This window comes from Pseudomonas salomonii (genome assembly GCF_900107155.1).
In the GTDB taxonomy this organism is placed as follows: domain Bacteria; phylum Pseudomonadota; class Gammaproteobacteria; order Pseudomonadales; family Pseudomonadaceae; genus Aquipseudomonas; species Aquipseudomonas salomonii.
Map to the genome: position 1 here is coordinate 122,363 of NZ_FNOX01000002.1, position 12,363 is coordinate 134,725.

Genomic DNA, 12,363 nt, shown 5'->3' on the forward strand with positions numbered 1-12,363 from the left:
CTTCAGGCTTCCTTGGCTGGCGCGACCCAGTTTTGCTGGGGAATCGGCAGCTCGCAGGAGTCGCCACGGCCCATCGGGAAATACTTGAAGCCTTTGCGCGCCAGGCGCTCGCCGTCGTACAGGTTGCGACCGTCGAAGATCACCGGGTTTTTCAGGCGAGCGTGGATCAGTTCGAAGTCCGGCGCCTTGAATTGCTGCCATTCGGTGCAGACGATCAACGCATCGGCGCCGCTCAAGGCCGACTCCGGCGTGCCCAGCAGGGTCAGGCGCGACTCGTCACCGTAGATGCGCTGGGTTTCCTGCATGGCTTCGGGGTCGAACGCACGGACATTGGCGCCGGCCGCCCAGAGGGCTTCCATCAGCACGCGGCTTGGGGCATCGCGCATGTCATCGGTGTTGGGCTTGAAAGCCAGGCCCCACAAGGCGAAGGTTTTGCCTTGCAGCTCGCCCTTGAAGTAAGCGTTGATGCGTTCGAACAGCTTGCTCTTCTGGCGCTGGTTGATCGCTTCAACGGCTTCGAGCAGGTCGCTGGAGCAGTTGGCTTCCCTGGCGCTGTGGATCAGGGCGCGCATGTCTTTAGGGAAACACGAACCGCCGTAGCCGCAGCCTGGGTAGATGAAGTGGTAGCCGATGCGTGAATCGGCGCCGATGCCCAAACGCACGGCTTCGATGTCGGCGCCCAGGTGTTCGGCCAGCTCGGCGATCTGGTTGATGAAGCTGATCTTGGTGGCCAGCATGCAGTTGGCGGCGTACTTGGTCAGTTCGGCGCTGCGCAGGTCCATGAAGATGATGCGGTCATGGTTACGGTTGAACGGCGCGTAGAGGTCGCGCATGACTTCACGCACCTCTTCGCGCTCGCAGCCGATGATGATGCGGTCCGGGCGACGGCAGTCGGCAACGGCCGAACCTTCCTTGAGAAATTCCGGGTTGGAGACGATATCGAACGCCAGGTGGCGACCGGCAATGTGCAGGTTTTTTTCGATATGGGCGCGCAGGGTGTCGCCAGTGCCGACCGGCACGGTGGATTTTTCCACCAGGATCACCGGCTCCACGCGATGGCGGGACACGGCATCGCCCACCGACAGCACGTATTTGAGGTCGGCCGAACCGTCTTCGTCCGATGGTGTGCCCACGGCAATAAACAGGACTTCACCGTGTTCTACAGCGAGTTTTTCGTCAAAGGTAAAGTGCAGGCGCCCGCTTTCCAGATTTTCCTTGACCATGGCCGCCAGGCCCGGCTCGAAGATGGTCACGTGGCCTTTTTGCAGCGACTCGACTTTGCTTTTGTCCACGTCCATGCAGATCACATCGTGACCGACTTCGGCCAATACGGTGGCCTGTACCAGACCGACGTAACCGCTACCAAATACACTGATTTTCATGGGGCATTCCTGGGGCTTGCAACGCTAGCACGACGAGAGTTAATAACCAGAACACCGAGAATGACCAAGGCCACTCCCAGGGTTTTTGAAAGCGAAAAATGTTCGTTGAACACCGGCAGGCTGGCCGCCAGCAGGTACACCAGCGCGTAGCTGATGCTCAGCAATGAATAGGCACGCCCCAGGGGCAAGTGCTTGAGCGCGCCAAGCCAGCACAGCATCGACAGCGCATAGGCGATAATCGCCAGGATCACCACGCCCAGGGCGCCCAGATCAATGGCGTTGCTGTTGAACGCATTCAACCATTCGGTCGGCAATGGCAGGCGCGTCATGCTCCAGCGCATGCCCAACTGGGCCGCGCTGACCAGGCCGACACTGCCCAAGGCCAGGGCAAACCCTTGCGCGCGGCTCATACGTGACGCCCCAGCAGCACTACGCCACCGATCACCAGGGCGACACCCAGCCAGTGACGGCCATCGATGTGTTCATGGAAGACAAACCGCGCCATCAGCGTGACCAGCACAAAATTGAGGCTGAGCATGGGGTAGGCGATGCCCACTTCCAGGCGCTGCAACACCAGCAGCCATACCAGCAGGCCAAGGCCCAGGCACACCAGCGCCGACCACAGCCACGGCGAGCGCAATTTGGGTGCCCAACCGTCGGGCTGGTCACGCCAGCTTTCCACCGCAAACTTTTGCGAAACCTGGCCCATGCAGGTGAGCAGACAGGCGCCCAACAGGAGAAGCAAAGTGATCATTGCGCAGCCTGTGGGAAAATCAGGATGACGATATTGCCTTGCTCGTAGCGCTTGCCGTCTTGGGGCAGCAGGTTCACTTCGGCTACTTCATCGTCGCCCTTGACCCGCATGACCACGCCAACCGAGCCTTTTTTACGCGCCTCGCTCATCCACTGCTGGACGTCAGCGGTACCGACCTTGCGATAAGCGGTGTCCGGGTAGGCAATGCCGTACTTCACTTCACCGACCGTGTTGTACAGCGCAACGTCCGGGCGACCCAGGCGCCATGACAGCGCCGAGGCAGCGCCAAGGTCATTGCTGAGCAGGGCGGTGGTCGGTTGCAGTTCGGGCAAGTGGTCGATGATGAATTGGTCCGGGGTTTTGTTATAAACCACCGAATGGGGCAGGGCGGCCGGCACCAGGGCCACCAGCAACCAGCTGCCGATGACCGGCGCAGCCCACAGTTTCAATGGGCGCGCCGCTTGCAGCAGGTTGAACAGGATCCAGCCGAACAGGAAGGTGAACACGAGCACCAGGCTGAAAGTTTCCTGGCCCGGCTCGTAGACCGGCTTCTTCAATTGGAACCAACTGATCGCCAGCAAGGCCACGATGCCGATCACCAGGTTCAACCAGCCGTTGATACGCAAAGCGCGGCCATGGCCCTTGGTCAGCTTGTCGCTGAGAGTGGAGCCCATCAGCAAGGCCAATGGCAGCAGGCACGGCATGATGTAGGACGGCAGCTTGCCTTTGGCCAGGCTGAAGAACGCCAGGGGCATCAACAGCCACAGCAGCAGGAACGCAGTCTTGGGCAGGCGCTTTTCCAGCCAGGCCTGTTTGACCGTGGACGGCAGCAGGGCGATCCATGGCAACGAGAACGCGACCATCAGCGGCAGGTAGAACCAGAACGGCTCGGCATGCTGGGCGTCATCGCCGGCAAAGCGCTGGATATGCTCGTGCCAGAAGAAGAAGTTCCAGTAGTCCGGCTCTTGCAGGTGCACGGCGAGTGCCCAGGGCAGACTGACGACAATGGCGACGACCACGGCCACCACGCCATAGCCCAGCAACTCACGAAAGCGTTTCTGCCAGATCGCGTAGGGCAGGGCGATCAGCACCGGCAGCAGCCAGGCCAGGAAACCTTTGGTCATAAAGCCCATGCCGCAGGCAAAACCGAGCAAGGCCCAGGCCCCCAAGCGGCCGTTGCGTGTGGTGCTGTCGAAACAAAACCACAGGGCCACGCCCGTCAGGTTGACCCAGAAAGTGAATTGCGGGTCCAGGTTGGCGTAACCGCCGAACAAGGCCACGCTGACAAAGCTCATGTACAGCACGCTGCTGACCAGGCTTTTTTGCGGGTCGCTCCACAACCGGCGCGAGACCAGATAGACCAGCAGGATGCTCAGCCCGGTGCTCAAGGCGGACGCAAAGCGCACGCCGAACAGGTTCTGCCCGAAAATCGCCTGGCCCAGCGCGATCATCCAGTAGCCCGCAGCGGGTTTCTCGAAGTAGCGGATGCCCATGAAGTGTGGCGAGGCCCACTTGCCGGTCAGCAGCATTTCCTGGCTGATCTGCGCATAGCGGGTTTCATCCGGGATCCACAGGCCATGGCTGGCCAGGGGCAACAGGTAAAACACGCCAAACGCCAACAGGAGCAGGGGCAATGCCCAGCGCCGGATCATGCCTTTTGCACTCCGAGCCAACCCTCACGGCCGCTGAGCGCGCCGCGCACCAGCTGTTGCTGGGGCAGGGTGGAGACATCCGCGGGCAACAAGTCGCCCAAGGGTTTGAAGTCGATGCCGCGCTGCCCGGCCTGGGCGAGCAGTTGGCGAAAATCTTCAGCCATCAGAATCCCTTCTACTTCTGCGTGGATCGTATAAACGTTGAGCTTCGACTCGGCGAACCGGTCAAGAATGAAGCCGTTGAAATCTTTGGCAGCCACTACCGGCCCGACGACTTCGTCGAAGGTCGGCAGGTCTACCGGAATTTGTGGGGTGCCCGCGCTGCCATCGGCCAGGGTCGGACGAAACAGGCTGGTGCCCCGGCAATCGCTGTTATAGCGAAAGTTGAAAGCTTGTTTGGCTTGCACCACGCGCTCATCGGCACGCCAGCCGGCGGCGGCTGAACAGTCGATGCGCTCACCCAGGATGTCGCTCAGGGTGTCCACGCCTCGACGGATCTGCTCGACCAGCTGTGCGTCGCTCCAGCGTCCGGTGTTGGCTTGCCAACCGTGATGGTCCCATGCGTGCAGGCCGACTTCATGGCCGGCAGCCTTGGCCTGGCGCATCAAGTGCCCCAGGTCACGGCCGATCGGCTTGCCTGGCCAGGCGGTGCCGGCCAGGAGAATATCCAGGCCATACAAACCGACGGCATTGGAACGCAGCATCTTCCACAGAAACTGCGGGCGGATCAGGCGCCACAAGTGGCGCCCCATATTGTCCGGCCCGACACTGAAGAAGAACGTCGCTTTAACCCCGGCTTCATCCAGGGATTCAAGCAACCGCGGCACACCTTCACGGGTGCCACGGTAGGTGTCGACGTCGATTCGCAAGCCTGCCTGCATTACTTCTTGTCCGCGATTTCGAGCATGGCTTCTTTCAAGAAGAAGTCCAACGTGTTGCCGATGGTTTCGCTCATCTCAACGGTCGGCTCCCAGTTCAGCAGGCGCTTGGCGTTTTCGATGCTTGGCTTGCGGTGTGCCACGTCCTGGTAACCGGTGCCGTAGAACGCCTTGCTCTCTACGTCGCGGAAACCGGCGAACGGAGGGAAGTTGCTGCGCAGCGGGTGAGCTTCGAACTGACGCAGCAGTTCTTCGCCCAACTGACGGATGCTGGCTTCGTTTTCCGGGTTGCCGATGTTGATGATCTGGCCGTTGCAGACATCGTTGTCGTTATCAATGATGCGGGCCAGAGCTTCGATGCCGTCGGCGATGTCGGTGAAGCAACGCTTCTGCTCACCACCGTCGAACAGGCGGATTGGCGTACCTTCCACCAGGTTGAGGATCAACTGGGTGATGGCACGGGAGCTGCCGATACGTGCCGAGTCCAGACGGTCGAGGCGTGGGCCCATCCAGTTGAACGGACGGAACAGGGTGAAGTTCAGGCCCTTGTCGCCGTAAGCCCAGATCACGCGGTCCAGCAGTTGCTTGGAGACCGAGTAGATCCAGCGCTGCTTGTTGACCGGGCCGACCACCAGGTTGGAGGTGTCTTCGTCGAAGTACTGGTCCTGGCACATGCCATAGACTTCGGAGGTCGACGGGAAAATCACGCGCTTGTTGTACTTGACGCAGTAGCGAACCAGTTTCAGGTTTTCTTCGAAGTCGAGTTCGAACACGCGCAGCGGGTTACGGGTGTATTCGATCGGCGTGGCGATGGCCACCAACGGCAGGACCACGTCGCATTTCTTGATGTGGTACTCGATCCACTCGGAGTGGATGCTGATGTCGCCTTCCACGTAGTGGAAGTTCGGGTGGCTGCGCAGGCGCTCGATGGCGTCGGAGCCGATGTCCAGGCCGTAGATTTCGTAACGGTCGTCACGCAGCAGGCGCTCGGACAGGTGGTTACCGATAAAGCCGTTAACACCCAGGATCAGTACACGGGTGCGACGTGGCTTGCGGCCGGACTCGGCGCCGCGCAGTACGGAACCGTCGACCAGGCCCAGTTCGTCAGCCAGGGAAGGACCGGCCAGGTACAGGCCGTTTTCGTTGCGCTGGCCGAACTTGACCACCAGGGAATCTTCACCGCAGGCGATGCGCAGCGGGTTGACGCTGATCACACGGCCTGGGGCCAGGCCTTCGTTGCCCTTGACTACTTCAGCCTGCCAAACGATGAGTTTGTGCTCGCCGACAGCGCAGAATGCGCCTGGGTACGGTTGGGTCACCGCGCGAACCAGGTTGAACAGTTCTTCAGCCGGCTTTTTCCAGTCCAGCTTGCCATGAGCCGCGGTGCGGCGGCCGAAGTAGGTGGCCTGGCTTTCGTTTTGGGCGGTTTCGGCCAATTTGCCTTGGGCCAGCTGTGGCAGTGCATCGCGCAGCAGGTTGGTGGCCGCGTCACGCAGCTTGGCGTGCAGGGTCAGGCCGGTGTCGGTGCGGTCGATGATGACTTTTTGCTGGGCCAGGATCGCGCCGGCGTCGGCACGCTTGACCATGCGGTGCAGGGTCACGCCGGTTTCGGTTTCACCGTTGACCAGCACCCAGTTGGCCGGAGCGCGGCCACGGTACTTAGGCAGCAAGGAACCGTGCAGGTTGAACGCGCCTTTTTTGGCGGTGGCCAGCAGGGCTTCGCTCAGCAGGTTGCGGTAGTAGAACGAGAAGATGAAATCCGGGTTCAGCTTGGCAATACGCTCGATCCACAGCGGGTGGTTGGCGTCTTCCGGTGCGTGCACCGGGATGCCGTTACGGGCGCAGAGTTGGGCGACGGAGCCGTAGAAGTTGTTTTCCTTGGGGTCGTCGGCATGGGTGAACACGGCAGCAATGTCGTAGCCGGCGGTCAGCAGGGCTTCAATACCTGCACAGCCAATATCGTGATAAGCGAAGACAACAGCTTTTGAATTCATGACGAAACCTGATCGGAAGGAGAAGTAGGAGAGTGGGAAGTTGCCAGGCCGTCGACGACGACGACCGGAGCCGGTTCTGCGGGTTGGTTACGCAGCACCTTTTCAATAAAGAACCGTGGACGGGCACGCACGTCACTGTACATGCGCCCCAGGTATTCGCCCAAGAGGCCCATGCCGATGAATTGGCCGCCGGTGAACACAAACAGCACCGCGAACAGCACGAACATGCCTGAACCGGCCCATTCGGCGCCGAACACCAAACGCAGGAACACCAGCGCAAAGGCAAACAGCATGCCGAGTGCCGCGAGGCTGAAGCCAACGATGCTCAGCAGGCGCAGCGGGGTGGTGGTCATGCAGGTGAGCAGGTCGAACATCAGGCTGATCAGGCGCATGGCGCTGTACTTGGACTCGCCATGCTCACGCTCGGCGTGGTGCACCAGGATCTCGGTGGTGTGGCGCGCAAAGCCGTTGGCCAGGATCGGGATGAAGGTGCTGCGCTCGCGGCAGGCCAGCATCGCGTCGACGATGGTGCGACGGTAAGCGCGCAGCATGCAGCCGTAGTCGGTCATGGCCACGCCGGTGGAGCGTTGCACCGCCAGGTTGATCAGGCGCGAAGGCCAGCGGCGGAAGGCCGAATCCTGGCGGTTGTTACGCACGGTGGCGACGACGTCGTAGCCCAGGGCGGCTTGCTCGACCAGGCGCGGGATTTCTTCGGGTGGGTTCTGCAGGTCGGCGTCGAGGGTGATGATCACCTCGCCACGGCACTGCTCGAAGCCGGCCATGATCGCCGCGTGCTGGCCATAGTTGCGGTTGAGGATCACCGCCACTACGTTGCTGCCGTCTTCTGCGGCAGCGTCTTCCAGCAATTGGGCGGAATTGTCGCGACTACCGTCATCCACCAGGATGATTTCGTATTCGTAAGCCAGTTGCTTGCAAGCTGCGGTGGTGCGACGCAGCAATTCAGGCAGGCTCTCTTGTTCGTTGTAGACCGGGATAACGATCGACACGCAATGAATAGGGTAGGGTTTCAAAGATTCATGACCTCGGGGCTAGAACAATTGGAGCGTGAAAACAGCAGTAATCCATCGTTAAACAACGCCGAAAGATTAAACAACGTAGCGTGCGTATGCGGCATTCATTCGACTTTCCTGAGGACGGGCAACGGTTTCTTCCATGGGCTAGCAGATTAAAGACGAAAACTACTAAAGGTAAAGCGTAATCAACAGGTTAGTCGGGGAAGACGCGGTTCGTTCTCAAGTCCTGGGGCCAAGATTAAGCGGAAAATTGTTGAACGAATATGAAAGGCGGATGAAAAACTCGTTTATTTGACAGGTAGACAGGTAGGGTTCAGCTAAACCGCTGAGGCGCCTGGGGATTGGTTCTGCGGGCAAAACCGCAACGGATTCTGCACCGTTGCGCTCACGCGCAGGGTAATTCAACAAACTTCTCTGCATTGGCCCTCAAGTGCCGGTAAAGTAAGCCATCTCTTGCCAGGGTAGTCGGATGAATAGTGTGCGGATTTTGCGCGGCCAGTTGCGGCCTGCATTGATGGGCGTGTTGATGGCGGTGGCCTGTGTCACCACCGTTCGAGCCGACGATGGCGTGGCGCTGACCAGCGTCGAGCAGGTGCCGGACGGCGTGGAAGTGCGTGGCAAACAGGTCGCGGCCTATACCTGGGATGACCACCAGGGCAAGAACTTGCTGGTACTCGCCGAGCAGGTCAGCGAACGCGATGATGACGGCACCCAATCGGCGTTTGTCTACGCGGCCCAGTATTTGCTCGGCGGCGACCGCCCCAAGCGGGTCTGGATGCTTTATGACGATGTGCAGCATTGCGAATTCGACGCAGGGCTGCGTTTTGATATGACGGCAACCAAGGTCACTGACCTTGCCGGCGATGGCATTACCCAGGCCACGGTGGGCTATTCGCGCACCTGCACCAGTGATGTCAGCCCGCGCGAGTTCAAGCTGATCATGCATGTGGGCAAGTCGCAGAAGTACCGCCTGCGCGGTGTCGATCGCGTCGGCGCAAGCTGGTGGGACGAGGATGCCGGTGCCCTGCGGGGTATGCCGCTGCCTACCGACTGCAGCGTTGCCGCGCAGCAGGCACTGGTCAGCCAGTACAAGGAGCAGGGCACCGAGTTGCCGCTGCCGGGCTGTTACGGCGATGAAAGTGACTTTGCCAAGGCGCCGGACAGCTACCTGGCGTTCATGCGTCAGCATTGGTTTGCACTGATGCAGAAACAGGACGCCGACTGGAGCCAATCCCAGGCGCAGCCTCAGGGTGAACCCCCGACCGAGGACGACGAATCGGCCCCGTGATGTGTGTCGCGATTTGGTGCCAGGCCCGGTCCCGGGTTAGACTCGGCCTTCGCCAATTCACTAAATACCTCGATTAAACAAAGGCTTGAGCGAGGTATTTAATCCAAAGGCTGATCTACCTTGACTGAGTCTATCCGCAACCCACTGACCCTTTACCTCACCCGCTTGGCGCCCTCCAGCCAACTGACCATGCGCTACGTGCTGCAAGATGCCGCCGACCGCCTGGGCTATGAAGACATCAACCTGGAAGAGATCGACTGGCACCTGCTGCAACCCGAACAGGTGATTGCCCTGGTCGGCGCCTTGCGCGAGGACGGTTGTGCGCCGAACACGTCGTCGCTGTATGTGAATGCGGTACGCGGGGTGATGAACGAGGCCTGGCGGATGAGCCTGATCAGCCAGGATCATCTGTTGAAAATGCGCTCGGTCAAGGCCACTCCGGGCACGCGCCTCAGCCAGGGGCGTAACCTGCGCCGCAGCCTGATTCGCGAAATGATGGAAGTCTGTGCCGCCGACCCACGCCCACAAGGCCTGCGGGATGCCGCCGTGATCGGCATTTTGTATGGTTCAGGCATGCGCAAGTCCGAGTCGGTGAACCTGGACCTGGCGCAGATCAACTTCGATGAACGCAGCCTGCGGGTGATTGGTAAAGGCAACAAAGAACTGATCAAGTACGCCCCGGCCTGGGCGTTTGACAAGCTGCAGGCCTGGCTGGCGTTTCGTCGCGAGCAACTCAAGGAAGGCGAGCAGGACGATAGCTTCCTGTTCAACCGTATCCGCCGTGGCAGCCATATCACCCGTGAACGCATCACCAAGCACGCGATTTACTACATCGCCCGTCAACGCGGTGAGCAGGTGGGCGTGAAGATCATGCCCCATGACTTTCGGCGCTCGTTTATCACGCGGGTGATTGAAGAACACGATCTATCGATTGCGCAGAAACTGGCGCATCACACCAATATCCAGACCACCGCCAGTTATGACGTGCGCGATGACAACGAGCGGCGTCGGGCGGTGGACCGGTTTGATTTGTAGTTCTGAAACATAGCAAAGATTTTGGCCCCCCTGTGGCGAGCCTGCTCGCCACAAGAGCGCCGTTGCCACATAGTCGCAACGAGTTAGAGAATCGGTTTGCCGCCGGTGACTGCGTAGCGTGAACCGGAGATATAGCTGGCTTCGTCCGAGGCCAGCAGCACATAGATCGGTGCCACCTCCACAGGCTGGCCTGGCCGGCCGAGCGGTGTTTCGCTGCCAAAGCTCTGCACATCCTTGTCGGGCATGGTCGCTACAATCAGCGGCGTCCAGATCGGCCCGGGTGCCACGCTGTTGACGCGAATACCCTTGTCACCCAGCAACTGCGCCAGGCCACCGGTGAAGTTGGCGATCGCGCCTTTGGTGGCGGCGTAGGCCAGCAGGGTTGGCTTGGGCATATCGGAATTGACCGAACTGGTGTTGATGATCGAACTGCCGGCCTTCATATGCGGCAGGGCCGCCTTGCAGATTCGAAACATCGCAGTGATGTTGATATCGAAGGTCTTGACCCATTCTTCATCCTCGATTTCTTCGAAGGTTTCGTGGGTCATCTGGAACGCGGCGTTGTTGACCAGCACGTCAATGCGGCCAAACTGCTCGACGGTCTTGTCCACCAGCGCCTGGCAGGTGGCTTTTTGCGCGATATCGCCCGGCAACAACAGGCATTGGCGGCCGGCCTCTTCGACCCAGCGCGCGGTTTCCCGGGCGTCTTCATGCTCATCCAGATACGCGATGGCCACGTCGGCGCCTTCACGGGCAAAGGCGATGGCCACCGCGCGGCCAATGCCGCTGTCGGCGCCGGTGATCAGCGCGATCTTGTTGGCCAACCGGCCGGAGCCTTTGTAGCTCTTCTCGCCGCAGTCGGGGTACGGGTCCATTTTCTTCTGGGTGCCTGGCACGGACTGGGCTTGAGGCGCGAAGGGTGGGCGAGGGTAGTCGGTCATTTCAGTCTCCATAGGTCTTGAGGGCCTATGGAGTTAGTTGTTTTGCCGCCCGGGATAGTTGTAACGGATCGGCGACGGCCCCGACGAATGGCGTCAGCCACGCGTCAAGCACGCGCCAGATCAGCCGGCAAACGACGCAGGGTCCACAAGGTCACCAGCATCGCCGCCACCGCGCACAGCGCAATGCCGACCAGCATGGGCGCAGGCGTATGGTCGGCAAACACGCCAACCAGCGTCATCGACACGGCCGCCGTGATCATCTGGATAGCACCGAGCAGCGCCGACGCAGAACCTGCGACTGCGCCGTGATCCTCCATGGACAACACCCCGGCGGCCGGCAGCAGCAGGCCGAGGAAACCGAAACCGATAAACAGCAGCACCATCATCAAGGCGAGGTTGTCGCTCCACAAGGTGGTGACGGCCAGCGCACTCATGACCACCGCCACGCCGATCACCGACCCGCGAATCAGCGGTGCCAGGCCAAAACGCGCACTCAGGCGTGCGGTCAGCTGGCTCATGGCGAAGAACGACGCGGCATTGACTGCAAAACACAGGCTGAATTGCGTGGGCGTGAGGCCGAAATACTCGATGTACACGAATGGCGCGCTGCCGATAAACACAAAGAACGTCGCCAGGCCAAACCCGCACACCACCGACAGGCCGGTAAATACCGGGTCGCGCAGCAAGGCGCCGTAGCTGCCGATCGCACTGCCCAGGGTCTTGCCCAGGCGGCGTTCGGCAGGATGGGTTTCGGGCAGTTGCACAAAGGTCATCACCAGGCACAACAGCGAAACCACCGCGAGCACCGCAAACACTTCACGCCAGCTCCAGAGTGAAATCACCACGCTGCCGGCCAGGGGCGCGAGGATCGGCGAAACACTCATCACCAGCATCAGCAGGGCCATCAGGCGCGCCGCTTCGTGGCCGGTGTACAGGTCGCGAACGACTGCGCGCGGAATGACCATGCCCGCACATGCGCCAAAGGCTTGCAAGGCACGAAAGCCAATCAGCACTTCAATCGTCGGCGCCAGCGCACAGCCGACGCTGGCCACCGCGAAAATCGCCAGGCCCGCGTAAATCGGCGGCTTGCGCCCGTACACATCACTGATAGGCCCGTAGAACAACTGGCACACGCCAATGATCATGAAGAACACCGTGAGGCTCATCTGCACGGCCGCCGGCGACGCCTGCAGGCTGGCACCCAGGGTGGGCAGCGCAGGCAGATAGCTGTCGATGGCGAAAGGGCCAATGGCGGTGATCAACCCGAGCAACAAGGCCAGGTGGGCAATACTTCGAGACATGGGGATTCCGGGTCAAAGCAAAAGATCGGCCAGCTTAGTGAGCTGTACCTGGGCACACAAGGTGATGCTTACACAGACGCTACATTTTCCTGCGGCTTGACGGA

11 protein-coding genes are annotated in these 12,363 nt (G+C 60.6%); 2 read left to right on the top strand and 9 right to left on the bottom strand.

Features of this window, described 5'->3' with window-relative positions:
• Window positions 1-2: 2 nt before the first annotated feature.
• Genes BLV67_RS04635 through arnC form a run of 7 tightly spaced genes read right to left on the bottom strand, consistent with a single transcriptional unit; the run spans window position 3 to window position 7,691 of the window.
• Window positions 3-1,382: a UDP-glucose dehydrogenase family protein gene (locus tag BLV67_RS04635; protein WP_065930018.1), complete on the bottom strand. Its 1,380-nt coding sequence runs from the start codon at window positions 1,380-1,382 to the stop codon at window positions 3-5.
• A complete protein-coding gene (arnF, locus tag BLV67_RS04640; RefSeq protein WP_069787501.1) occupies window positions 1,379-1,792 on the bottom strand; it encodes a 4-amino-4-deoxy-L-arabinose-phosphoundecaprenol flippase subunit ArnF in 414 nt (137 codons plus the stop codon). Before arnF ends, BLV67_RS04635 begins: the two co-directional genes overlap by 4 nt.
• Window positions 1,789-2,136 (bottom strand): 4-amino-4-deoxy-L-arabinose-phosphoundecaprenol flippase subunit ArnE, encoded by a 348-nt coding sequence (gene arnE, locus BLV67_RS04645; RefSeq protein WP_056860014.1) that lies wholly within the window; start codon window positions 2,134-2,136, stop codon window positions 1,789-1,791. The genes arnF and arnE overlap by 4 nt, the downstream gene beginning before the upstream one ends.
• Entirely contained in the window at window positions 2,133-3,788 is a 1,656-nt protein-coding gene (gene arnT / locus BLV67_RS04650) for a lipid IV(A) 4-amino-4-deoxy-L-arabinosyltransferase (RefSeq protein ID WP_069787502.1), read from the bottom strand. Before arnT ends, arnE begins: the two co-directional genes overlap by 4 nt.
• Entirely contained in the window at window positions 3,785-4,669 is an 885-nt protein-coding gene (gene arnD, locus BLV67_RS04655) for a 4-deoxy-4-formamido-L-arabinose-phosphoundecaprenol deformylase (protein ID WP_069787503.1), read from the bottom strand. Before arnD ends, arnT begins: the two co-directional genes overlap by 4 nt.
• Window positions 4,669-6,660: a bifunctional UDP-4-amino-4-deoxy-L-arabinose formyltransferase/UDP-glucuronic acid oxidase ArnA gene (gene arnA, locus BLV67_RS04660; RefSeq protein WP_069787504.1), complete on the bottom strand. Its 1,992-nt coding sequence runs from the start codon at window positions 6,658-6,660 to the stop codon at window positions 4,669-4,671. Before arnA ends, arnD begins: the two co-directional genes overlap by 1 nt.
• Window positions 6,657-7,691 (bottom strand): undecaprenyl-phosphate 4-deoxy-4-formamido-L-arabinose transferase, encoded by a 1,035-nt coding sequence (arnC, locus tag BLV67_RS04665; protein ID WP_056860018.1) that lies wholly within the window; start codon window positions 7,689-7,691, stop codon window positions 6,657-6,659. The genes arnA and arnC overlap by 4 nt, the downstream gene beginning before the upstream one ends.
• A gap of 472 nt (window positions 7,692-8,163) precedes the next feature.
• On the opposite strand from arnC, the gene BLV67_RS04670 reads away from it, so the two are divergent.
• Entirely contained in the window at window positions 8,164-8,982 is an 819-nt protein-coding gene (locus BLV67_RS04670) for a M949_RS01915 family surface polysaccharide biosynthesis protein (RefSeq protein WP_065930023.1), read from the top strand.
• 120 nt (window positions 8,983-9,102) lie between these two features.
• Window positions 9,103-10,017 carry a site-specific integrase gene (locus BLV67_RS04675; protein WP_065930024.1) on the top strand — a complete coding sequence of 305 codons (915 nt, stop codon included), beginning with the start codon at window positions 9,103-9,105 and terminating at the stop codon, window positions 10,015-10,017.
• An 83-nt stretch (window positions 10,018-10,100) separates the two neighbouring features.
• On the opposite strand, the gene BLV67_RS04680 is transcribed toward BLV67_RS04675, so the two are convergent.
• Together BLV67_RS04680 and BLV67_RS04685 are read right to left on the bottom strand one after the other, a co-directional pair.
• Window positions 10,101-10,958 carry an SDR family oxidoreductase gene (locus BLV67_RS04680; protein ID WP_065930025.1) on the bottom strand — a complete coding sequence of 286 codons (858 nt, stop codon included), beginning with the start codon at window positions 10,956-10,958 and terminating at the stop codon, window positions 10,101-10,103.
• Window positions 10,959-11,062: 104 nt separating this feature from the next.
• A complete protein-coding gene (locus BLV67_RS04685; RefSeq protein WP_065930026.1) occupies window positions 11,063-12,259 on the bottom strand; it encodes a multidrug effflux MFS transporter in 1,197 nt (398 codons plus the stop codon).
• Window positions 12,260-12,363 lie beyond the last annotated feature (104 nt).